The sequence below is a fragment of the Streptomyces sp. NPDC008137 genome (assembly GCF_042957035.1).
In the GTDB taxonomy this organism is placed as follows: Bacteria; Actinomycetota; Actinomycetes; order Streptomycetales; family Streptomycetaceae; genus Streptomyces.
Map to the genome: position 1 here is coordinate 437,136 of NZ_JBIBHN010000001.1, position 21,993 is coordinate 459,128.

The following is a 21,993-nucleotide window of genomic DNA, read 5'->3' on the forward strand; positions in this document are numbered from 1 at the left end:
CGGGCTGGCCTCCTCCACAACGAGCCGGTGCTGTGGGTCTACAGCCCGTCGGCCGAAGCAGACAGGGTGATCGGGTTGCTGACAGTGCAGGAGTGTGCCGCTAGCAGGCCCAAAGCAGCACACTCCTGGGCATGACTCAGTGGTGGCGATTCCACCAATACAGCGCGAGCACTCCGATCCCGCTCAAGCTCGCCTTGACAGCAACGCGCACCATTCTTTAGTTCCCGGGAGCCGCAGGTGGCGCCCTCGGCATTTCACACGGTCCTCTCCGGTCCTCCGCGATGCTCGCCGGCCCGACCTAATGCCGCCCACAAGCCCGGACAGTGGCGAGCGAACTCGAAGCGGTCCCGCGGGCTACTCGTCGGGGTCAATAATTCTCACCGGTTCGCTCCTCGCGGCGATTGTTCCGTCATGATCGGACACGTCGATAAGGAGACGGAATAGCCAGATCAATCGCACCGCACGAAGAAGCCCCAGGAAGAGCAGGAATTCGACCATCCATCCCTGCCATCCGATGGTTTTCCCCGTATCGCCCAGCATGGTAGCCAAACAACCGGCAGCTACTGCAGTCATCGACGTCAGGATACTTACCCAATTTCGTCGAAGGCTCTCACCAAAGCGTTCCCGTAAGAACGTCATCCTTCGGCCGGAACTTGTTGCATACTGGCTAATCGCAGCAGTTCCGAAACCCCCGACGATCGCCGCAACGGACGCGACTGTCGCGTAAATGTTCATGCGTTGATCGGCGGAGTGATCGGTAAGAACGTGACCCCGCTGCCATAAGCCGAGCGCCAATACACAAATTGCTGCGCCTATCCAATCGGTGGAGGGGTGTTCGCTCCACCGATTGTGAGCTCTCCGAGTCAATTGGATCCCGCTGACCATCACTGCCCCCCTCCGGCTAGTGAGAGCCTAGGGCACGGGTCTGACAGCGTCCCGGAGCTCGGCGTCGTGGGCCGCAGCTACGTCGAGGACCGCATGCACCGCGGCCTCGTACCAGGGAGCTTGCCCTTCGCTCCGGCGCAGGAAGACGGGCTTCTGGGCAGTGATGTGGTCAGATACGAAGTTGATTTGATCTTCTACAAGAGATCCGTCCGAAGCCGACAGCGTCACATGCGCAATTGCCCTATCTACTGCTCCGTCGGGCCCAACCAGGCTGCCGAAGTCTGAGATGAAATGCTGGACATCCTCGCGCAGTCGTCGTTCTCCGCGCGACCGGGACGTGTCCCGCCCGAAGCCGCGCCGCTTAGGGATCTTCATGGTCAGCGTGATCAATGCATCCGGGTTCCGCTTGTGTGCCTGCCGCGAGAAATCACCCAAACCTTCTGCGTCTGAGGGAAATATCATCTGCCCCGGACGGAGTCTCATTTCAAAAAGATTAACCGCCTCGGCGTTGTTTAACTTTTCCCAGGCCTTTTTTCCTACCAAGGGCATAACAGTCAAGTCTTCATTTACTACGTTCATGGCATTTAGCCAACGCTGCAAGGCTGGTGGCCGGGGAGCGGATGCGCTTCCCTGAATCACGCCGATCACGTTACCGAATGGGAGGAAGCAGATGATTGTAGTGTCGACCACGCTCCGATTTCCGTCGAGCCTCAAGTCGGAGATGTGATTGTGCTCCCAGTCGATCTGTTGGATATCGCCATCCCGAAGTCTCGCAAGCACGAGGTGTTGGCGTCCCTGCACTGATATGGGGTCGCCAACGTACACATCGGCGCCATGCGTGTATCGACGCTGACGCATTTCAATCCGCCCTAGATTTCTTAGAACTCTCGGCCAATCGAGGTGATCAAACCTAGGGTCTCCCGCTTCTTTGGGCCTGACGATCTCATAGAAGGCGACGGTCTTCTTGCGACCCGCGTTCCCCAACTGAAGCCACCCCCGGAAGATTTGGCGTCCCGGTCAGACAGTATGGCTCCGCAACAGTCTGCTTGCCAGCAAAAGGGAAGATCGTCCGTCCTATGGGCGACAGGAGGGGCGTAGGGGGACCTACCTCCATCCAGTGCGATGACGCTGACCTACTCCAAGTCCGCGCAGCGATCCCTGAAGCCCGCGCTGTCCTTGCACATCGCACGCCGGACGAAAGCAGGGAGCCCGGACCGTTCCGAGGCTCCCTGCCGCACTGTCAGTCGGTACTGTTCAGTTCCTTCAGGGGTGGCCAGCGCGGGCTGATCCCCGCCCGCGGCTGGTTGCTATGCGCAGCACGTCCTGCAGGGCGCTGGTCAGCTGGACGGTGAGGAGGTGCAACTCCTCCAAGTCTTCAGTTTCGTCGTCGAGTACCTCACGTGAGCGCTCCAGCAATTGGGACGCCATGCCCAGTTGGAACGCCTCGATGTGGTCCGCCAGACGGGAGACGTAGCCACCTTGGTCGTCGGTGCTCAAGTAGCACGGTTTGCCGTCCGGCCCCACCCACGGGAGAAGCCTCAACTCGTCCTGTGCCGTCATCCCCGCGTGCACCTCTCGGTGATCTCGGCGTTGAGTGCCGGCGCGCGGGTGGATGCCGAGTCGCTCACCGCGTGGTTCCCGGGCCCGGACTGACCGGGTGCCGAGTGGCACCGGCAGTCGCAGGCCTCGTAGATCAAGGGCAGGTCGGCCGGCGCCGACTCGGGAGAGGACTCCGCGCAGGCGTGGTGCGTGCCAATTTGGCAAGCAGTCGAGCGGTACGAGGTGGCCGAGGTGTCCGGGCCAAGAGTCTGCCGTTGCGAGGGCATCAGTGGACCCCCAGGAGAGTCGAGCAGGCGTCGGTCGGTAGTTGGGGAGCGATGACGACAGTCGGGTGCCGCCGTGCGCGTTCTTCGTGCGCCAGTACGTACGGACGGACGAGTGCGGTGTCCTCGCCTCTGAGTGGCTGCCAGTGACTCGCCTTGTCGAGGGTGTGGCCTAGGACGACCGTCGGCTCGTCAGCAGATGCAGAGGAAACGGGGGCAGACGTCGGCTGGAAGGGCGTTAAGGGGCGGCGGTGCCTGCCCCGGGGGAAGTGCCGCGCTCTGGTGAGCGAGGCGGCACGGCGGATACGGTTGAGCACGCTGGTCAGCTCCTATCGCTGATGGCTCGGTCCCCCGACATCGCCCGTCGTGGGGACCGCTTTGCGTACGACCGCCCAGAGGGTGCGGCCATTCAGGCTGGTGGCGAGAAGCCCGAATCGATCGGCCTCAGCCACCGCTTCAAGGACCTCCCGCCATAAGTCGGCGGTGAGTGATTCCGGTACCTCCGCCTCGACCGACGTCTGCCGGTCGTGCTCTTCCAAGCGCGCGGGAAGTCCAAGGTCGGACAGCCGGGCAGCGATGGCTGCCGCACGAACTCCCGAAGCGGGCACAGGGCAGCCTCCGTCACCGGCGATCACTTTAAGTGAAGCTAGTTAACTAGATTAGAGCTAGTGGACTAGATTTTCCATATGTCTGAGCAGCCGCCCTACCTCCGTATCGCCGACGAACTCCGGCGGCGGATCGCGGAGCACGTGTGGGAGCCGGGGGACCGGCTGCCCTCCCGTGCCCAGATCGGCCAGGAGTGCGGCGTGGGCGAGAACGTGGTTCGCCGGGCCCAGGAACTGCTGATCTCCCAGGGCGTGCTGGAAGGTCGCGCCGGATCAGGGACCTACGTCGCCGAGCCTCGGCAACGGGTGCGGGTTGTCCGGTCGTCTGCGCGCGAGCAGCCCAGCGGATCTCCCTTTCGGGCGGACATGAAGGCCGTGGGCAGGCAAGGAGATTGGGAGAGCCGGACCGACGCCAAGGTCCCCGCCCCGGCCGACATCGCGGCGCGGCTGGGCATCAGCGAGGGCGACCTGTGCGTCAGGACGTCATACGAGTTCCTGGCCGACGGCAGGCCGGTGCAACTGTCGACGAGTTGGGAGCCCTACGACCTCACCGCCGGCACCCTGGTCGTTCTCCCTGAGGGAGGCCCGTACGCCGGGGCCGGTGTCGTGAACCGCATGGCCGCGATCGGTGTCACCGTCAGCCACGCCGTGGAGCAGCCGGAACCGCGACAGGCGACCGCCGAGGAGGCCTCTCTTCTGGGCATCCAGAAGGCCGCACTCGTCACGCACATCCGGCGGACGTACTACAGCGACCAGGGGCGGCCCGTCGAGACAGCGGACATCGTCGTGCCCGCCGCTCACTGCGAGATCGTCTACGAGATCCCGATCAACCGGTAGGCACAGGCTTTCGCGCGGGCGGACTGTGCCGGTCCTTCAGCACGTCCACGTCTCAAGCGGTGAGGGCGGTCAGCCCTGCCTTTCACGTCGCGACGATGGCCCAACCCTCGTACAACGCTGCCATCAAGTGATCGCTCCTGGGCCGTCTCTGGGCCGTGCGAGGGCGCCCGAGGCCGACCAACGGCGACCGACAGTGACAGGCGAGTCCAAGCCGCCCACCACGAACCCCCAGGTCACAGCCCCCCACCCATACGCGTTTCCACCCAGGGCTGGCGGTACGGCAAGATGGGGTGTATCTGCCCACTGCCAGTTTCAAGCTGCCGGACGGTTTCTCTTGGCTGAGTTCATTTACACCATGCGCAAGGCGCGCAAAGCGCACGGCGACAAGGTGATCCTCGACGACGTGACGACGAGCTTCTACCCGGGAGCGAAGATCGGCGTCGTCGGCCCGAACGGCGCCGGCAAGTCGACGATCCTGAAGATCATGGCGGGTCTGGAGCAGCCGTCCAACGGTGACGCGTTCCTCACGCCCGGTTACACCGTCGGCATCCTGCAGCAGGAGCCGCCGCTGACCGAGGACAAGACCGTCCTGGAGAACGTCCAGGAGGGTGTCGCCGGGATCAAGGGCAAGCTCGACCGGTTCAACGAGATCGCCGAGCAGATGGCGACCGACTACACCGACGCGCTCATGGAGGAGATGGGCAAGCTCCAGGAGGACCTCGACCACGCCAACGCGTGGGACCTGGACGCCCAGCTGGAGCAGGCCATGGACGCCCTGGGCTGCCCGCCCGGCGACTGGCCCGTCACCAACCTGTCCGGTGGTGAGCGCCGCCGCGTCGCGCTGTGCAAGCTGCTGCTGGAGCAGCCCGACCTGCTGCTGCTCGACGAGCCCACCAACCACCTCGACGCCGAGTCGGTGAACTGGCTGGAGCAGCACCTGGCCAAGTACCCGGGCACCGTCGTGGCGGTCACCCACGACCGGTACTTCCTCGACAACGTCGCCCAGTGGATCTGCGAGGTCGACCGCGGTCGCCTCTACCCCTACGAGGGCAACTACTCGAAGTACCTGGAGACCAAGGCCGCCCGCCTCAAGGTCGAGGGCCAGAAGGACGCCAAGCGGCAGAAGCGTCTGAAGGAAGAGCTGGAGTGGGTGCGCTCCAACGCCAAGGGACGTCAGGTCAAGTCCAAGGCGCGTCTGGCCCGCTACGAGGAGATGGCCGCCGAGGCCGAGAAGATGCGGAAGCTGGACTTCGAGGAGATCCAGATCCCGCCGGGCCCGCGTCTGGGCAGTGTCGTCGTCGAGATCAACAACCTCAGCAAGGGCTTCGGCGAGAAGCTCCTCATCGACGACCTCAGCTTCACGCTCCCGCGCAACGGCATCGTCGGCATCATCGGCCCGAACGGCGCCGGTAAGACGACCCTGTTCAAGATGATCCAGGGCCTGGAGGAGCCGGACTCCGGTTCCATCAAGGTCGGCGAGACCGTCAAGATCTCGTACGTCGACCAGAGCCGCGAGAACATCGACCCGAAGAAGACCCTGTGGGCCGTGGTCTCCGACGAGCTCGACTACATCAACGTCGGCCAGGTCGAGATGCCCAGCCGTGCCTACGTCTCCGCGTTCGGCTTCAAGGGCCCGGACCAGCAGAAGCCGGCCGGCGTGCTCTCCGGTGGTGAGCGCAACCGGCTGAACCTCGCGCTCACCCTCAAGCAGGGCGGCAACCTGCTGCTCCTCGACGAGCCGACCAACGACCTCGACGTCGAGACCCTGAGCAGCCTGGAGAACGCGCTGCTCGAGTTCCCCGGCTGCGCCGTGGTCGTGTCCCACGACCGGTGGTTCCTGGACCGGGTCGCCACGCACATCCTCGCCTACGAGGGCGAGTCCAAGTGGTTCTGGTTCGAGGGCAACTTCGAGTCGTACGAGAAGCACAAGATCGAGCGGCTCGGCCCGGACGCCACGCGTCCGCACCGCGCCACCTACAAGAAGCTGACCCGGGGCTGATCGATCTTGCGGCACAACTACCGCTGCCCGCTGCGTTGGTCGGACATGGACGCGTACGGCCATGTCAACAACGCGGTCTTCGTGCGCTACCTGGAGGAAGCCCGTATCGACTTCCTCTTCCGGCCGGAGAAGGATTTCCAGCAGGGGTCCGTGGTGGCACGCCATGAGATCGACTACAAGCGGCAGCTCGTCCACCGGCACCACCCGGTGGACATCGAGCTGTGGATCAGCGAGATCCGGGCCGCGTCCTTCACCATCAGCTACGAGGTGAAGGACGACGACCTGGTCTACGTCCGGGCCTCGACGGTGGTCGTGCCGTTCGACTTCGAGGCCCAGCGTCCGCGCCGGATCACCGCGGAGGAACGGGAGTTCCTCCAGGAGTACACGGACGACGCCGAGGAGGAGGCCGTCGCCGCATGACGGTCCTGCACCTCGTCGACGAGGGGGAGGCGGCGGATCTCGCGGCCTTCCTCTCCCGGCTGCTCCACTACGACCGTGGAGCCGCGGTGCGTCTGCAGGCCGCGGGCACCGCACTGGCCGTCTTCGGACGCCCGCCGTCCTTCGAGGTGCTGGCCGTGCGCGCGGTGCGGCTGGCGAAGCCGTACGAGAACGGGCTGGACGTCACGCTCGACGTGACCGTGTCCGCCGGTGAGCTGCTGGAGTCGGTGGACGAGACGGCCGCGACGGCAGCGGTGCCGGGTGCGGTGACCGGGCCTCCGTGGGCGGGCGTGCTGCCGCCGCGCGGCGGCTGGCGGCCCGAGCCGGGGCTGCCGGCGCCGGAGGCGCTGCGGGCTCTGGTCGCGGCCGTCGTCGCCGAGTTCCGGTCACGTACCCAGGACTTGCCGTCCGAGGGCCGTACCAGGGCCGAGCTGGACCGGATCGGGCGGGACATCTGGTCCCGTACGGTCGGCGACACCGGCCTCCCCGTGCGGGTCGTGCACGCCGCGCAGTCGCTCGGCTTCCTGCGCCCGGGTGTGCCGCTGGGGCTGTTCTCCTCGGGTGCGTGGCTCCGGCTGCGCACGCCGTACGGATCGGTCGCCGTACGACGTGCCGGGCTCGGGGCGCTGGACGTCAGCGTCCGCTGAACCCGCTGCCCCGTCCCTTGTGCCGGTCAGCCCGGCGAGTTCACCATCGAGGCCGCCGCGTACGTCAGGTACTTCCACAGCGTGTGCTCGTGCTCCTCGGACAGCCCGAGTTCGTCGACGGCGACCCGCATGTGCTTCAGCCAGGCGTCGTGCGCCGCGCGGTCGACCGTGAAGGGCGCGTGCCGCATCCGCAGGCGCGGGTGGCCGCGGTTGTCGCTGTACGTCGTCGGGCCGCCCCAGTACTGGATGAGGAACAGCACCAGGCGCTCCTCGGCCGGGCCCAGGTCCTCCTCGGGATACATGGGCCGCAGCAGCGGGTCCTCGGCGACTCCCTCGTAGAAACGGTGAACGAGCCGGCGGAAGGTCTCCTCCCCGCCGACCTGCTCGTAGAAGGTCTGCTCCTGAAGCGTGCCGCGCCGAATCTCATTCACGCCCTCCATGCTCTCAGACGCGGGGACATAGGACTCAAGGCCTAGGACCCGCCCACTACCGGGCCCCGCTGCCCTTAGTGTGGGGGTATGGGCGGGCATGCTCCCGACAGGGAACCGGAACCGGACGGGCTCGCCGCCTCCGCACGGGCGGCACTGGTGCGCCGGATCGACGCGAGCGGGGCCTGGGCCGCCGACCCGGTGTGGCGCGAGGCGTTCGCGGCGGTCCCGCGCCATCTCTTCGTGCCGTACTACTACGTCGGCGTCGCCGGCGGTTACGAACGGCGCTGGGGCGAGAGCCCCGACCCCCGGGCGCGTGAGCGGTGGGTGCGCGGTGCGTACGAGGACACGCCGCTGGCGACGCGGCTGCGCGACGGCGAACTGCTCTCCTCCAGCAGCCAGCCCTCCCTGATGGCGGACATGCTGACGGCGCTGTGCGTGAAGGACGGGGACGCGGTCCTGGAGATCGGCGCCGGAACCGGCTACAACGCGGCGCTGCTCGCCCACCGGCTGGGCGACGACAAGGTCACCACCGTCGACCTCGACCCGGAGATCACCGAGTCGGCCCGCCGGCATCTGGCAGCTGCCGGGTACCACCCGGTCGTCGTCACCGGCGACGGCGCCCGTGGCGTGCCCGAGCGGGCGCCGTTCGACCGGATCATCGCCACCTGCGCCCTGAACACCGTGCCGCGCGCCTGGCTCGCGCAGAGCCGTCCGGGCGGCCGGATCCTCATGCCGCTCGGCACCGGGCTGGTCGTGCTGACGGTGAGCGACGCCGGACATGCCGAGGGGCGCTTCCTGCACACTCCCGCCTACTTCGTGCCGCTGCGCGGCGGAAGCCGGCCCTGGGGCGAACCCGCCCAGTTGGGCGGGGTGCCGCGCCGGGCCAGGGAGGACGACCTGTTCCGCTTCCTGCTGACCCTGACCCGCGGCAGCCTCGATCCGCAGGAGGCGCACGCGCTGTGGGAGCAGGAGGGCATGCCGCAGCGGGAACGCTACGGCATCACGGTCCGCGGCGACCACGAGTGGGCCTGGCTGGACGACCCGGAGGGGCCGTACGCCTGGCCCCTCCCTTCTTGATCCTGGTGGGGCTCAGCCCCGGCGGATCGTGATCGTCGTCCAGGCGCCGACGTGTACGCGGTCGCCGTCCTGCAGCGGGACGGGGACGAACGGCTGGATCGGTTCGTCCGAGCCGTTGACCGTTGTGCCGTTCGTCGAGTTCTGGTCGACGACCGCCCAACTGCCGTCCGGCTGCTGGACCAGCACCGCGTGCTGGTGCGAGACGCCCGGGTCCTCCGGCGGTACCGCCAGGTCGACGTCGGGGGTGTCGCCGGTGGAGTGCCGGCGGCGGCCGATGGTGATCTGGTTGCCGGTGAGCGTGCGCTGCTGCTCGGGCGAGTACGCGGGCAGGTTCAGGCCCGCGGCCTCGGGGCCGGAGCGCTGCATCATCGCCATGAAGTAGTCGCGGTCCGGGCCGATGGTCGCGGTCCAGGTCGACGGTCCCTGCGGCGCCTGGGGCTGCTGCGGGAAGCCGCCGGGGCCGGGACCGGGCGGGGCCTGGGTCGCGCCGGGCTGCGGGTAGCCGTAGCCACCGCCCTGACCGGGGCCGGGAGGTGCCTGCGTCGCGCCCGGCTGGGGGAAGCCGTAGCCACCGCCCTGACCGGGAGCGGGCGGGGCCTGCGTCGCGCCGGGCGGGGGGAAGCCGTAGCCGCCGCCCTGACCGGCACCGGGGCCGCCAGGACCGCCGGGGCCACCAGGACCGCCGGGGCCACCAGGACCGCCAGGACCCGTGGTCGGAGGGGAGATCACCCAGTCGTCCTCACCGCCGCCGAACGGACCGCCCTGCTGCGGCGGCCGCTGGGTCTCCTGCGGGAATCCGGGCGGGGCCGGCGGGCCGGACTGCTGGAAGGCCTGCGGAGCGCCGGGCGCACCGGGGCCGCCGGGACCACCAGGTCCGCCGGGGCCGGGCGGCGGCGGGACCGGCCGCGAGGGGTCGGCACCGAACCCGGGAGGGCCGGGAGGACCACCGGCACCAGGGCCGGAGGGACCGCCGGGGCCGGGGTAACCGCCGGGACCACCGGGCCCACCGGGTCCGCCCGGGCCGGGGAAACCGCCGCCGGGAGGAGGCGGCGGGCCCGAGGGGTCGCTGCCGAACGGCGGGATCGGCTCGGCCGGGCGGTTCATCTGCGACGGGCGGGAGCCCTGGTACTCGTACGAGTCACCGCCGCCGTAGGACGGACCCGACGGGCCGGGACCGGGCGGGCCCGGAGGCTGGAAACGTACACCCGGGCCGGGCGCCTGCGGGGGCGGGGCCGCGGGGGTGTACGAGGTCGCCGTGTTCGTCAGGAAGTTCCACCGGCACTCCTCGCAGAAGGGCGCGCCGCCCTCACGCGGCGTACGGCACTGCGGGCAGAGCTCCGGCTCGGCGTTCGGTACGGCGGACAGGTGCGGAGGGCGTCCACCGGGGCCACCGGGCGGGCCACCGGGACCACCGGGCGGGCCGCCAGGGCCCCCGGGACCACCGGGGGGCGGGAAGCCGTAGCCGCCGGGCGGGGGCGGTGGAGGGGGCGGAGGCACGGCACCCGCCATGCGGTGACCGCAGACCTCGCACCAGTCGTCGGAACCCGACTGGTGTCCGTTCGGGCAGGTCGGCATGTCGGCCCGTCCCTCCTTCGATCTCTTCTAGGTCACTTCTTCACACGAACGGTCTTGGTGGACCGGGTCTCGAGCGTCATCTCGTCGGCCTCCTGAACCTTCGCCTTCAGTCGCACAGTACCGGTCGCGGCATCGACCACGTCCACCACCTTCGCAAGCAGTTTCGCAGTATCGGCGTTCCCGGAGGCACTCGCGAGCTGAACGGCCCGGCCCAGTTTGGCCGTTGCTCCATCCATATCCCCCGCTTTGCGAAGGTCCAGTCCATGTTGGATGGCTTGTGCCAGTTCGGCCTGCCCGGTGTAGTGGGCGACCTGAGGGTTGATCGACGTCGAGGCGACCATGTCGTCGGTCCACACGGCCCGCACCAGACCCTGCGCGCCAAGGTTCTGGACGCTGCCGTCGGGCTGCGGAATGACCAGTGAGATCCGGGCCGCGAGCATCTCCTGCCCGATGTGCGCGGCCGGGACCTCGACACAGACGTGGTAGTCACGGGACTCATCACCCCAGGAACCAAGGGGGTAGTCGCCCGCGCGGGGGCCCGCCTCGGTGCGCCTGCCCGTCAGCTCCTCGACCGTCGGCGCGACCTGCTTGACGAACTTCACAGTGGTGTCGACCGGGGTCCACAGCCGCAGGGAGACGTCGGCGACCTCCTTGCCCATCGCCGTTTCCATCATCTGTGTGAAGTCGGCGGCGAGCCCGGCCGGATCGGCGACGATGTCGGCGGTGCCGAGCAGGGCGGAGGCGATCCCTGTGACTTCTTTCACTTCCCAGTCGGTGCCCACGCCGCGCGCGTCGCAGGTGAATCGCCCGGCGCACGCGTCGAGCGCGGCCTTCAGGTCCTCGGGCGATTCGTGCTCATTGCGGCCGTCGGTGAGCAGGATGCCGTGCCGGATGGCGACGTCCGCCGAGGAGAGCAGGCGGTCGGCGAGTTTCAGCCAGGTGCCGATGGCCGTGCCGCCGCCCGCGCTGAGCGAGCGCAGCGCCCGCTTGGCCTGCTCGCGGGTGGTGGCGTCGGCGACCGCGACGCGTCCGCCGCCCGGGTAGACCTCCTTGGCCACATGCGTTCCGCCGATCACGGCGAAGTGCACGCCGTCGCGCAGGGTGTCGATCGCGGCGGCCGTGGCGTCCCGGGCGTTGCGCATCTTGGTCGGCGGGTAGTCCATCGACCCCGAGCAGTCGACCATGACCGCCACGGCCGCGGACGGGCCCTGGCCGGGCGAGTAGAGGTGGGGTGCCGCGACCGCGCTGCCGATCGTGCCGCCGCCGGTCGCCGTCACCGTGACGATGGCGTTGACCTCGCCGGCGCCTTCCGGCAGGTACTCGTTCTGGTACACGTCCACCGAGAACTGCGGCACGTTCGACTTCGAGAAAATGGCCATGCCTGCTTCGATCCCCCTCGAAAGCCCCCACCGGAGCGGGGTGATGACGGTAGGCGGACCGGTCCCCTCCGGCCCGCCGAGGCGTCCCCGTACGTGGCCTCAGGCCGATCCTGCCCCCTGGGGCACGGCGGGGAACGGCACGAGAGCCACTGTTACGTTGTCGTGGCCCCCGCCGTCGAGGGCATGGCCGACGAGCACCCGGGCGCTGTGCAGCGGATGCGCGGCGGCGTCGGGCGGGAGGACCCGGGCCATTTCCTCCGCCGCCTCCGCGTAGTTCCACAGCCCGTCCGTGCAGACCACCACCACGCCCGGCCGGTCCGGCTTGAACGCGGCGGTGTGCGGTTCCAGTTCGTAGGCGTCCGCGCCGAGCCAGCCGGTGATCGCGTGGGCGCGCTCGTCGGCGTAGGCCTCGGCCTCGTTCATCAGGCCCGCGGCGACCATCTGCGCGGCCCACGAGTCGTCTTCGGTGAGCCGGGCGGGGGGAGCGCTCCGGTCGACCGGGACCCAGTAGGCGCGGCTGTCGCCGACCCAGCCGACGATCAGCAGGCCCGATGTCACCACGGCGCCGACGATGGTGCACGCCGGGGCGTTCTGGTGCGGGGCCTGCTCAAGGGCCGTGGCGGGCTCGGCGGCGAGCGAGTTGACGGCGCGTGAGGCGGCGACGATCGCGTCGTGCATCGCCTGCTGCGGGTGCGCGCCGCGCGGCAGGGCGGCCAGCACCGCCTCGCTCGCGGCTCGCGACGCCGCCTGGGAGGCGTCGTCGGGACGGGTCGCCGAGGAGACGCCGTCGCAGACGATCGCCACGGAGGCGGGGGTGCCGTCGGGCAGCGCGGTGGTGCCGATGGCGAACGCGTCCTCGTTGCGGTGGTGGCGCAGGCCGCGGTCGCTGACCGCGGCCATCGGGCCGGACTCCTGCTCCATGTGGTCCCGTTCACGCGGCTGGGCGTGGCCGCAGTTCTCGCAGTAGCCGTCGTCGTCCACGCGGCCGGCACGGCAGGCCACGCAGACCTTGCCGCCGGCGCCGGCGGCCGGGGCCGCGGGCTCGGCGGACACCCGTGGGTCCGGTGCCTGGAGGAGGTACTCGTCGGGCTGAGTCTGTTCGGGCTCGGGCCGCCGGTCGAACCGTACGCCGGTGGCCGGGGGCGCCTCCGGTGGCATGGGGACGGCCGCGGCCGGGGCTTGAGCGTCCGCCGGTCCCGGCGCCGGCCAGGGCGCGCCGGAGGGTGGCGCCGGGGGGCGCTCGGGATAGTCACCGGCCGGGGCGCCCTGGGCGGGCACCGAGCCGTTCATGGTGATGGTCGGGTTGTCCTGCGGCCGTTCGGGCACGGCGGACAGGTCATATCCGCACGCGCCGCAGAAACGGTCACCCGATTCGAGGGGTTCCTCGCAACTCGGGCAGGCGGACAACTGGGGCATCTGCGACATCAACTACACCCACGTCCGGGGGCGGTAACGATTGGCACGTTCCACCAGGTCGATCCTCTCCTCGCCGCCCCGCGCCAGCCGGGCCAGCGTGCGGTACGAGCGTTCCAGGCCGAAACGCAGGCCCCGCTCGTCCAGGCCGCTGCCGAGCAGCGTCCGTCCCCCGGCGGCGGGAGGGACGGAACCCTGGCCCCCGGAGAGTACCCAGTCCAGGGCACTGCCGAGGACCTCGGCCGACAACTGCTCACGCCGCGCCGGGTCCAGACCGTACGCCTCCAGCGCCTCGACCTGGGCCGCGGCGGCCGTGAGATCCTCCAGGAACGGTACGTCGGATGCGGCCGCGGTGCGCTGCCTCAGCCGCGCCCGTACGGCCGCCACGCGCGCGGCCGTGTAGTGGATGGAGGACTCCGGGACCGACTCCAGCGTCGTCACGGCGCTGCGCCGGTCCCCGCTCGCCAGTTGTACGCGGGCCAGCCCGAACGCGGCGCTCACATAGCTCGGGTCGGTCGACCACACCAGCCGGTAGTACTCGGCGGCGTTGTCGAGCTGACCCAGCACCTCCGCGCACAGGGCCAGCGCCAGCTTGGGCGCGATCTCGCCGGGGAAGGCGTCGTAGATCGCGTCGAAGGCGAGCGCGGCACCCTCGTCGTCGCCGGTGACCAGCGCGGCCACGCCCCGGTACCAGACCACCCGCCAGTCGTCGGGCCGCTCGCCCTCCAGCGTGACCAGTGCCTCCAGCGCGGCGGCCGGTTCGCCGGTCTCCAGCCAGGCCCGGATCTGCCGCAGCCGCGTCTCGGTCGACGGGGCCGGGGCCGCCGCGAGGGCTCCGAGCAGCTCGGCCGGCGCGGAGGTCATCAGGCCCGCCAGGAAACCGGCGTTGGGGTCGGTCGGGTCGACCCGGGGAACGGGCAGCGCGAGGGTGGCGGCGGGGGCGTCGACGGGTCTGACGAGGCCGGCGGGAAGCTGCGCGAGGGCCGGGCCCGAAGCGGCGGCGGGCAGCGCGGAGGTGGACGGCGCGGGGGCGGGCAGCACGGAGGCGGTCGGCGCGGCGGCGGTCGGGGAACCGTGCCGGGTCCGCACCGCCCGCGCCCCCAGCCGGGAGACCTCACCGTCCAGCCGTGGGAACAGCTCCGTGTCGGTGACCCGCAGTTCGGGCCCGAACAGGGTGGACAGGGCGGGCCGAGCGCGGCCCGTCTGCAGGGAGACCACCTCCCGCAGGACACCGGTCAGCTGCTCGGTCATCTCCTGCGCGGAGGCGAACCGGCGGGCCGGGTCGGGATCGGTGGCGCGGACCAGCAGGCGGTAGAACGACTCGTACTGCCGGAAGACCTCGATGTGGTCGGGGTCGGGCAGGGAGTCCGCGTAGACGTTCGTGTAGCCCTGGAAATCGAAGGTCAGGACGGCAAGCGTACGGGCGACGGTGAAGAGGTCGCTCGCCACCGACGGGCCGGCCTCGGCCACCTCCGGCGCCTGGTAACCCACGGTGCCGTAGATGGCCGACTCCTCGTCGTCCATCCTGCGCACCGCGCCCATGTCGATCAGCTTGAGCTGGTCCTCGGTCTGGATCGCGTTGTCGACCTTGAAGTCGCAGTACAGCAGGTTGCGGCTGTGCAGATGGCCGAGCGCCTCCAGCGCCTCGATGCCGTACGCGCAGGCCTGCTCCACCGGCAGCGGGTCGCGCCTGCCCTGCGCTGTGCGGCGGCCGTTGGCGATCTCCTTCAGCGATTTGCCGCCGACGTACTCCATGACGATGTAGCCGTCGAGGGAGCCCGTGCGCTGGTCCAGGTGCTCCACGAAGTTGTAGATCCGCACGATGTTGGCGTGCTCGATCTCCGCGAGGAAACGCCGCTCGGAGATCGCCGCGGCCATCGCGTCCTGGTCACCGGTGTCCAGTAGGCCCTTGAGGACCACCCAGCGGTCCGAGACCGCCCGGTCGACGGCCAGGTAGATCCAGCCCAGGCCGCCGTGCGCGAGGCAGCCGACCACCTCGTACTGGCCGTGCACGACGTCACCGGACTTGAGCTTCGGCACGAACGAGTACGGGTGGCCGCACTTGGTGCAGAACCCCTCCGTACGCCCCTGCCGGTCACCGCGCGCCCGGCCCACCTGGGCTCCGCAGTCGGAGCGCGAGCAGAACCTCTTCCGCTCGGGCACCTCGGGGTTGTCCAGGACCATCTCGCGCGGGTCGGGCCGCGGGATCGGCGGCACCTGCACAAGACCGGCGCCCAGCCGGCCCCGGGACGAGGAACCGGCGCCGGACCCGGAGCTGCGCACCGACACCGAGCGGCTCGTCGACTTGCCCGACAGGGAACGCGACAGGCGCCCCGACACCGAGCGGCGGGACTTCGACGACTGGGACGACGTACGGGAACTGCGGCCGCTGGAGCGGGAGCTGCCGCTGGCGCCCGAGCCGCGGGAGCCGCCCTTGCCCCCGGCGGTGATGCCGGTGGGGGGCGAGGCGACCAGACCTCCCCCAGAGGGGGGACCCCCAGGTCCGACGACCGGTGCGAGGCCACAGGTGTCGCAGTACAGCTCGCCGCCGCCCACGTCCTCGTAGGCGCCCGTGCAGGTGGGGCGTTGACAGCTGCGTGCCTCGGTCATGGACTCCCCCTCGTCGCTCATGCGCCCGGCCCCCTCCGGTCGTCCTCGACCGCGCCCTGGTCCGGAACCCGCGGGCCGCCGAGCAGCTCCAGGGCAGCCTGCTGATAGCGCAGCACGGCCCCTTCTGCGGCGCGCAGGTCGCAGGGCGCGCTCCACAGCATGCGGCGCGCCTTCTCGTACCGTTCCACCAGCAGCGTGTCCTCCGCGAAGCCGTGCCGCGCGACCTTCGCCTTGTACGCGTCGAGCCGGCCGCGCAGCTCGGCCCGGACCGCCAGGGGCGCGGTGACCGCAGTCAACGACTCCCGGGCGCGCAGCAGTTCGTCCTCGGCCTTCTGCTCCAGCGACTCCAGCAGCGGGGACAGCCGGTGCCACTGTCCCTGCCTGCGGTAGTCGGCTGCCGCCGCCACCTGCTCCTGCAACACCGTCGGCGGTCCGCTGACGACCGGCACCTCCGTCGCCGCGATCTTCGCGAGGACCTCGCCGCGGGCGGTGCGCGCCTCGGCCAGTGTGCGGTCCGCGCGGCTGAGGATGTCCCGCAGCCTGACGATCCTCTTCTCGGCGTCCTGCCGGACCGTCAGGACCGCGTCGATCTCCCGGCGTACCTCCTCCAGGGCGCGCGCCTCACGGTCGTACACCGTCGTGTCCGGCCGGCCGCCGCCCGGAGCCGAACTGCCCTCCGCCGCCAGCCAGAACTCCAGCGGGTCCGAGATCACCTGCTCGCGCAGCTTCGTCAGCGTGCGCGTGATGCGCTCCAGGTCGTCGCCCGCCGGGTGCTCGCCGGGGCGCACACCCACCGAGTGGGCGAGCCGGCGGGTGCGCTGGAGTTCGGCCGCCAGCAGGTCGATCCGGGCGGGCAGCGCCGACCAGACCGCGTCGGCGGCGACGACCATGTCCAGGCTCGTCGCGTACAGCTCGTTCATCCGGTCGACGAGGGTGGTGAGCGAGTAGCGCTCGCTGAGTCTGTTCGCGGCGCCGTGCAGGGTGGGGGCGTTGGCTGTCGCGGTGGCGCTGCCCGCGACGGTGACGGACTCGCCGGTCAGCAATTCCGTCAGCTCCACCAGGTCCTCGCGGCTGGACCAGCGGCGGCGCGAGCGGATGTCGCGGGCGGTGCGCAGGGCGTCCGTGTACGCGTCGAAGTACGTCCACAGCAGCGTGATCGACGCCTCTGTGGACGTCCAGCGCTCCTGGGTGACACCCGTGAGCTCCGCGCCCTCCAGGAGTCTGCGGCCCGCGTGGTCCTGCAGGGCGAGGAGCGAGGTCTCGATCGCCTCGTGTTCCGCGCCGAGCCGCGCCAGCGCACGGTCCACCTCGTCCCGGTCCATCACCGGCCCGGTGGATCCCGTGACGCCCATCGATCACCTCTCGCTGCGGTAGTGCCGGTTGGGTTGGTGGTTGGGGTGGTGGTGGGGCTTCGGTCGGGGGTGGGCGGTCGAGGGGTCAGGTGCTGCGGAGGTACTGCGGAGCCGGTGGTTCCGACTTCTTCGCATCCTTGCCCAGTGTCGCCGACAGCCATTTCTCGTACGAGGCCTGCCAGCCGTTCGCGGTGTCCTTGCGGTAGTCCACCAGGATCTGGTTGACCCGGCGTACCAGATCGTCGGCGTCCTTCTTCATCGCCACGCCGTAGTACTCGGCAGTGAAGGCGTCGCCCTTGAGCTGGACCGTCGGATCCTGTGCCGCCTGGCTCGCCGCGAGCGCGCCGTCGGTGACCACGGCGTCGACCTCGCCGAGCTGGAGCCTCACCAGGCAGTCGAGTTGGTTCGGAACGGTCGTGGAGATGTCGGTGCTGGCAGGGAGTTCGCCGTCCTTCTGGGCGGCCTCCAGCGTGGAGTACGCCGTCGAGCCGGCCGCCGTGCAGACCTTGCGGTCCGCGAGCGTGTCGTCGTACCCCTTGACGGGCGAGGACTTCGGGGCGAGGACCTGCTGTCCCGTCTTGAAGTAGGGCGCGGAGAAGGCGACGTCCGCGATGCGGTCGCAGTTGATCGTCATCGTGCGGACGACCATGTCCACGCGGCCGTCCTGGATCGCGGGGATGCGCTGGTCGGTGGGGATCGCCTTGAACTGGACGGCGTCCGGGTCGCCGAGTATGTCCTCGGCGATGCGGTGGACCAGGTCGATGTCGAAGCCCTCGAGCTCCGCGGTCTTGCCACTGTTGGGGTTGCGGTAGCCCCAGCGGTAGCTGTTCTGGTCGACGCCGACGATCAGCTTGCGCTTCTCGCCCTCGCGGTCCTTGATCGCCTGGATGGTGTCGCCGTCGGCGGAGGAGGGGGAGAGCGTCTGCTTCTCGGGGGCCTCGCAGTCCTCTTCGGCCTTTTCGACGGTGGCCTGGGAGGCATGGGTGACGGACCGGCCGTCACCGACGCCCGGCCCGGACAGCGGGACGCAGAGCGCGAAGACCGCCACCAGGGCGCAGACGACCGCCATCGTGGCCACCCCGCCCCAGCCCTTCAGGCTGGCCCGCAGACGTCGTGCTCGCATGCTCACGCCCCCTTTCACGTCTCGCCGTGTATCCGGTGTGTCCCGCGCCCCGTTCATCGGTACTCCGACAGCCTGCGGCCGATGCCCAGGACGGCGCCCGCGGCGCCCAGGACCGCGAGGACGGCCGCGCCCGCCGACAGGCCCGTCAGGGCGTTCCGGCCGTTGTCGGCCGCGCGCTTGAACTCGGTCTCCTCGTGCGCGAGTGCCGTGCGCAGGTTCGCGTCGACGCTGTCGAAGCACTCGCCGGTCGCGTCCTTGGTGCCGATGACTCTGTCCAGCGCCTGCTGGTAGTTGCCGTTCGCGTCCTGCTCGCGGGCCGCGGTATGGCGCTTCTTCCACTCCGCCATGTTGCCGACGGCCGCGGTGACGGGCCGTTCGCCCGAGGTGTCGTCGGCGAGGTTCGCGGCGTCCGCCAGGTACTTGCCGAGGTCGGCCATGTCCGTGCGGAAGTCGTAGTCGTAGGCGTCGTAGGTCTGGGCGCCGACCTTCTTCGTCTCGGCGCCGCGGGCCACCAGGGTCAGGTTCTCGTTGCCCCGTGCCTTGAGGGAGGCGATGCGGGCGTCGTGCAGCACGTTCAGGGAGCGGACGCCGTGGTCGTAGGAGTCGTTCAGGCCCGCGCGGGCGACGCTGTGACCGACGACCAGCCAGAGCAGGACGACGGTCGCGGTGGCCGTGGCGGCGACCAGTCCCTGGTTCAGCACCCGGTTCGTGCGCCGGAAGTTGCGGTGCTGTGCCCAGGCGAGGGCGGCCAGGGCGGCGACGCCCAGGGCGATGGCCGCCCAGGGGTAGGGCGTGGCGTCCGCGTAGTCCGCGCGCAGGCGCTGGTTCTCCTTCTTGTACAGGTCCTCCGCCGCCGGGAGCATCTGCTGCTGCATCTTCTCGTTGGCGTAGCGGAGGTAGGCGCCGCCGACCGGGAAGCCCTGGCGGTTGTAGGTGCGGGCGCGCTCGACCAGGCCCTTGTACTCCGGCAGGAGCTTGTTGAGCTTGGCGATCGTCGCGGTGGACGGGGAGTCCGGGTCGGCGTTGGCGGCGGCGTTGACGAGTTTGTCGGCGGCCGTGCGGATGTCCTGCTCGTAGCGGTCGCGGGAGGCGGCAGATTCCTGGCCGCCGGCGAGGAAGCCGCTGGAGGCCGCGGTGTTGGCGTCCGCGAGGGAGCGGTAGATGTCGGCCGCGTCCGAGGTGAGGGGCTGACTGCTGGTGAGGACGTCGTCGGCGGCAGCGGCGCGGTCGGTCATCTGCCAGGCGGTGACGGCGCCGAAGGCGACGACGAGGAGGGCCAGGAGGGCGCCGATGACGCGCAGGCGGCCGGGCTCGGTGGTGGCGGCGGCGCGGAGTTGGTCGAGGCCCTCCGCGAAGGCGGTGCGGCGGGGCCCCGGGGGTGGGGGTGGGAAGGCAGCGGGGCCGGTGCTGGTGCCGGGAGGCCGGGCCGGAGGCGCCGACTGCGCCGGAACGGCCGGGAGAATGGGCACGCTGGGGCCCGGTGGTGGTGGGCTGCTCTTCGGCAGGTGTGTCACTGTGACCTCCCCCATGGTCATCCGTCACCGCAAGTATCGCTGCCGGCACTGACATCCGCACCGGCCTTGCCTCGATCTTGATCGGATCGCAGCGTGCACCCCACCCCCGCACAGGAACACGTCAGGGCGATCGGTTCGGTTCCCCGCGCGGATCGCGCGACTACTCGACGTAGCGGCGAAACCCTTGCGCGAGGGCTGTGAAGCCGCACGCTTCGTAGAAGCGGTGGACGTACGCGTCGTCCGCCGCCAGCAGCTGCGCCTTGTAACACCCGGCGGTCTCCCCCAGCCGCACGGCCGCCTCCATCAGCTGCCGTCCGACACCCCGCCGCTGGAAGGCACTTGCGACCACGACGTTCTCCACGAACAGGATGGGCCGACCCCTGCGGGTGAGGTTGGGCATGACGACACAGTCGGCCGTCCCGGCCACGGCGCCGTCGGCATCCGCCACCAGCACGGTGCGTCCGTGCTGCGCGGATATGGCCGCCCAGATCTCATCCGCAGTCCCCTCGGACAACGGGGCGTCGTCCGGGTTCAGTTCGCGGTAGAGGTCCAACAGCGCCGACAGGTCCGTGTCGGTTGCCGGTCGCACCGTGATCTTCATGGGGGTGAGCCTACGGCGAGCGCCGCCCGGAGTGTGAGGCCTGTGGCTTCCCTGTCGAGCTGCCACAGGCCCGTCCGCCCGGGTCAGTCGATCGTCGGTGTCGCCTTGCGTCGCAGCACGATCAGGGTGGCCCCGCCGATGACGACCAAGCTGAGGGCGATGCCCGCGATGAGCGGGGTGACGCCGGTGGAGCCGGTCTCGGCGAGGTTGGTGTCGGTGGCCGTGCCGCCCACCGTGGCCGGGCTCGGTTCGCTGAGGGTCTGTGTGGCGGTGCCCGTCTCGCTGCTCCGGGTCTGGCAGTCCAGCATGCCGGTGAAGCGCTTTGTGAAACCGCCGGGGCCATGGATCGTGAAGTCGTAGGCCTGGTCCTCCTGGAGCGGGACCGTCACCGTCCTGGTCTCGCCCGCGGCGATGGTGTGCTCGAGGCCGGCCAGTTCGAAGGTGAACGGCTCGTCGCCCTGGTTGGACGCGATGATGTCCACACCGCCCTTGGCGCAGTTCTTCGCCGCCGACAGTGCCGGTATCGCGCCCTGCTTCGCCCAGGTCGCCCCCGCCGTCGCGGACACCGTCGACTCGCTGGAGCCGGCCAGGATCTGCGTCTGGCTCCGGCTCTGGGAGGCGAAGGCCCGGCCGACCGGAACGGTGGTCGAGGCCTGCACGGTCAGTTCGGCCGTGCCGGCCGCCGCGTCCTCGGGAACGTCGAAGAACACCTGCCCGCCGTCGGCCGCGGACGTGATGGCCCTGCCCTGCTCGTCGACGATCCGCACCCCGCTCGTGGCGGCGTCCGCGGGCGGCGCGACCGTCACGCCGCTCGCGTTGGTGTGCACCGTGACCGGGCCGAGCCGCTCGCCCGGCCGGCCGGAGACCGCGGGCGGGTCGAGGGTGAGCGAGGCCCGGGGCTCGGGCAGGTTCCGGGCGTTCTTCTCCAGGAAGTCCGCGAGCTGTTCGGCCTGCGGGTCGAGGGCGTCGACGGCCACGTCGTCCGAGTAGCGCCAGATCGCCACCTGCGTACCGGACGCCGCGTCCTGCTCGGTCAGCGCGCCACGTACACCCGCCTTCCGCGCGAGCGCCGCGAGGTCGTTCACCTGGGGGTAGGAGTTCTGCAGGATCCAGCGGATCCGGCCGGCGTCCTTGTTTGCGCCCAGGGACGTGCCGCCCCACGGGGTCTCGTGGTACTTGGCGTCCCGCTGCGTGGGGTTGTGGAGGTCGACGCAGTACGTCTGCAGCATGCCGCCGCCCTCGACGGACATCTCGAACAGGCCAGCCGACACCTGCTGGTCCCCGGTGCCGCCGTGTATCACCGCGGTGCCGTACGCCTTGAGCCCGGCTATGGTCGCGGCCGCGCCGCCCTCACCCTGCGTCGTCTCGTCGGCGACCGCCTGGCCGGCACCGGTCAGCAGGCCCGCTGCGACGAGTCCGGACACCAGCGTCGCGGCGCCGAGGCGGGCCGCCCCTCGCCTGCGTACGAACAACGCCGAGAACGAAGCAAACACCAAATTTCCTTTCGAGCAGGACCCGTTGACGTGGGGGGGGTACGGTCCCACCAGCAGAAATCAGAGGCCTCACGGACATCGGGAGCCCCCGAGAACCTTGTCCGGCATCCTAGGGAGGCGTCGGAGCCCGCCCGCCGGTCAGACGGTCGGATGAGTGATCCGACTCGGAATCGTTATCGCCAAGATCCCTT

19 protein-coding genes are annotated in these 21,993 nt (G+C 70.2%); 5 read left to right on the forward strand and 14 right to left on the reverse strand.

All coding sequences use genetic code 11. The features are described 5' to 3' along the window. Positions 1–354 precede the first annotated feature (354 nt). From ACFZBT_RS01885 to ACFZBT_RS01900, 4 genes are all read right to left on the reverse strand, one after another. A complete protein-coding gene (locus tag ACFZBT_RS01885) occupies positions 355–573 on the reverse strand; it encodes a hypothetical protein (protein ID WP_391097604.1) in 219 nt (72 codons plus the stop codon). 339 nt (positions 574–912) lie between these two features. Then, a complete protein-coding gene (locus ACFZBT_RS01890; protein WP_391097605.1) occupies positions 913–1,665 on the reverse strand; it encodes a hypothetical protein in 753 nt (250 codons plus the stop codon). A gap of 483 nt (positions 1,666–2,148) precedes the next feature. After that, on the reverse strand, positions 2,149–2,445 hold the full coding sequence (locus ACFZBT_RS01895) for a hypothetical protein (protein ID WP_391097606.1): 297 nt from the start codon (positions 2,443–2,445) through the stop codon (positions 2,149–2,151). Positions 2,446–3,037: 592 nt separating this feature from the next. After that, entirely contained in the window at positions 3,038–3,316 is a 279-nt protein-coding gene (locus ACFZBT_RS01900) for a hypothetical protein (protein WP_391006124.1), read from the reverse strand. A 78-nt stretch (positions 3,317–3,394) separates the two neighbouring features. On the opposite strand from ACFZBT_RS01900, the gene ACFZBT_RS01905 reads away from it, so the two are divergent. From ACFZBT_RS01905 to ACFZBT_RS01920, 4 genes are all read left to right on the forward strand, one after another. Then, positions 3,395–4,150: a UTRA domain-containing protein gene (locus ACFZBT_RS01905; RefSeq protein WP_391097607.1), complete on the forward strand. Its 756-nt coding sequence runs from the start codon at positions 3,395–3,397 to the stop codon at positions 4,148–4,150. A gap of 334 nt (positions 4,151–4,484) precedes the next feature. Then, positions 4,485–6,149, forward strand: a complete 1,665-nt coding sequence (gene ettA / locus ACFZBT_RS01910) for an energy-dependent translational throttle protein EttA (RefSeq protein ID WP_391097608.1) — start codon at positions 4,485–4,487, stop codon at positions 6,147–6,149. 6 nt (positions 6,150–6,155) lie between these two features. Further along, positions 6,156–6,569, forward strand: coding sequence for a thioesterase family protein (locus ACFZBT_RS01915; protein WP_391097609.1), 414 nt, complete (start codon positions 6,156–6,158; stop codon positions 6,567–6,569). Then, complete coding sequence (locus ACFZBT_RS01920) at positions 6,566–7,234, forward strand: hypothetical protein (protein ID WP_391097610.1); 669 nt, start codon at positions 6,566–6,568, stop codon at positions 7,232–7,234. Before ACFZBT_RS01915 ends, ACFZBT_RS01920 begins: the two co-directional genes overlap by 4 nt. Before the next feature lie 26 nt (positions 7,235–7,260). On the opposite strand, the gene ACFZBT_RS01925 is transcribed toward ACFZBT_RS01920, so the two are convergent. Next, positions 7,261–7,674 carry a globin gene (locus ACFZBT_RS01925; RefSeq protein WP_391097611.1) on the reverse strand — a complete coding sequence of 138 codons (414 nt, stop codon included), beginning with the start codon at positions 7,672–7,674 and terminating at the stop codon, positions 7,261–7,263. A 78-nt stretch (positions 7,675–7,752) separates the two neighbouring features. Here ACFZBT_RS01925 and ACFZBT_RS01930 point away from each other — a divergent pair, with 78 nt between their 5' ends. Continuing rightward, positions 7,753–8,742 (forward strand): methyltransferase domain-containing protein, encoded by a 990-nt coding sequence (locus ACFZBT_RS01930; RefSeq protein WP_391097612.1) that lies wholly within the window; start codon positions 7,753–7,755, stop codon positions 8,740–8,742. A gap of 12 nt (positions 8,743–8,754) precedes the next feature. Here ACFZBT_RS01930 and ACFZBT_RS01935 read toward each other — a convergent pair whose 3' ends face one another. The 9 genes from ACFZBT_RS01935 to ACFZBT_RS01975 all read right to left on the reverse strand — a co-directional run bounded on the left by ACFZBT_RS01935 (position 8,755) and on the right by ACFZBT_RS01975 (position 21,802). After that, the gene (locus ACFZBT_RS01935; protein ID WP_391097613.1) at positions 8,755–10,317 is read right to left on the reverse strand and encodes an FHA domain-containing protein; all 1,563 of its coding nucleotides are present in this window, start codon (positions 10,315–10,317) and stop codon (positions 8,755–8,757) included. A 32-nt stretch (positions 10,318–10,349) separates the two neighbouring features. Continuing rightward, positions 10,350–11,696: a VWA domain-containing protein gene (locus ACFZBT_RS01940; protein ID WP_391097614.1), complete on the reverse strand. Its 1,347-nt coding sequence runs from the start codon at positions 11,694–11,696 to the stop codon at positions 10,350–10,352. 99 nt (positions 11,697–11,795) lie between these two features. After that, positions 11,796–13,121: a protein phosphatase 2C domain-containing protein gene (locus ACFZBT_RS01945; RefSeq protein ID WP_391097615.1), complete on the reverse strand. Its 1,326-nt coding sequence runs from the start codon at positions 13,119–13,121 to the stop codon at positions 11,796–11,798. Positions 13,122–13,124: 3 nt separating this feature from the next. After that, a complete protein-coding gene (locus tag ACFZBT_RS01950; RefSeq protein ID WP_391097871.1) occupies positions 13,125–15,719 on the reverse strand; it encodes a tetratricopeptide repeat protein in 2,595 nt (864 codons plus the stop codon). A 17-nt stretch (positions 15,720–15,736) separates the two neighbouring features. Further along, positions 15,737–17,071: a hypothetical protein gene (locus tag ACFZBT_RS01955; protein WP_391097616.1), complete on the reverse strand. Its 1,335-nt coding sequence runs from the start codon at positions 17,069–17,071 to the stop codon at positions 15,737–15,739. Positions 17,072–17,156: 85 nt separating this feature from the next. Further along, positions 17,157–18,194: a transporter substrate-binding domain-containing protein gene (locus tag ACFZBT_RS01960; protein WP_391097617.1), complete on the reverse strand. Its 1,038-nt coding sequence runs from the start codon at positions 18,192–18,194 to the stop codon at positions 17,157–17,159. 53 nt (positions 18,195–18,247) lie between these two features. Further along, the gene (locus ACFZBT_RS01965) at positions 18,248–19,723 is read right to left on the reverse strand and encodes a hypothetical protein (RefSeq protein WP_391097618.1); all 1,476 of its coding nucleotides are present in this window, start codon (positions 19,721–19,723) and stop codon (positions 18,248–18,250) included. Positions 19,724–19,868: 145 nt separating this feature from the next. Continuing rightward, the gene (locus ACFZBT_RS01970; RefSeq protein ID WP_391097619.1) at positions 19,869–20,309 is read right to left on the reverse strand and encodes a GNAT family N-acetyltransferase; all 441 of its coding nucleotides are present in this window, start codon (positions 20,307–20,309) and stop codon (positions 19,869–19,871) included. An 83-nt stretch (positions 20,310–20,392) separates the two neighbouring features. After that, positions 20,393–21,802 carry a Cys-Gln thioester bond-forming surface protein gene (locus tag ACFZBT_RS01975; RefSeq protein WP_391097620.1) on the reverse strand — a complete coding sequence of 470 codons (1,410 nt, stop codon included), beginning with the start codon at positions 21,800–21,802 and terminating at the stop codon, positions 20,393–20,395. Positions 21,803–21,993 lie beyond the last annotated feature (191 nt).

Coding starts and splice junctions, on each gene's coding strand:
- ACFZBT_RS01885 (WP_391097604.1), bottom strand. CDS start 573: ATGACTGCAGTAGCTGCCGGTTGTTTGGCTACCATGCTGGGCGATACG.
- ACFZBT_RS01895 (WP_391097606.1), bottom strand. CDS start 2,445: ATGACGGCACAGGACGAGTTGAGGCTTCTCCCGTGGGTGGGGCCGGAC.
- ACFZBT_RS01905 (WP_391097607.1), top strand. CDS start 3,395: ATGTCTGAGCAGCCGCCCTACCTCCGTATCGCCGACGAACTCCGGCGG.
- ACFZBT_RS01920 (WP_391097610.1), top strand. CDS start 6,566: ATGACGGTCCTGCACCTCGTCGACGAGGGGGAGGCGGCGGATCTCGCG.
- ACFZBT_RS01925 (WP_391097611.1), bottom strand. CDS start 7,674: ATGGAGGGCGTGAATGAGATTCGGCGCGGCACGCTTCAGGAGCAGACC.
- ACFZBT_RS01930 (WP_391097612.1), top strand. CDS start 7,753: ATGGGCGGGCATGCTCCCGACAGGGAACCGGAACCGGACGGGCTCGCC.
- ACFZBT_RS01935 (WP_391097613.1), bottom strand. CDS start 10,317: ATGCCGACCTGCCCGAACGGACACCAGTCGGGTTCCGACGACTGGTGC.
- ACFZBT_RS01940 (WP_391097614.1), bottom strand. CDS start 11,696: ATGGCCATTTTCTCGAAGTCGAACGTGCCGCAGTTCTCGGTGGACGTG.
- ACFZBT_RS01945 (WP_391097615.1), bottom strand. CDS start 13,121: ATGTCGCAGATGCCCCAGTTGTCCGCCTGCCCGAGTTGCGAGGAACCC.
- ACFZBT_RS01950 (WP_391097871.1), bottom strand. CDS start 15,719: ATGACCGAGGCACGCAGCTGTCAACGCCCCACCTGCACGGGCGCCTAC.
- ACFZBT_RS01955 (WP_391097616.1), bottom strand. CDS start 17,071: ATGGGCGTCACGGGATCCACCGGGCCGGTGATGGACCGGGACGAGGTG.
- ACFZBT_RS01960 (WP_391097617.1), bottom strand. CDS start 18,194: ATGCGAGCACGACGTCTGCGGGCCAGCCTGAAGGGCTGGGGCGGGGTG.
- ACFZBT_RS01965 (WP_391097618.1), bottom strand. CDS start 19,723: ATGGGGGAGGTCACAGTGACACACCTGCCGAAGAGCAGCCCACCACCA.
- ACFZBT_RS01970 (WP_391097619.1), bottom strand. CDS start 20,309: ATGAAGATCACGGTGCGACCGGCAACCGACACGGACCTGTCGGCGCTG.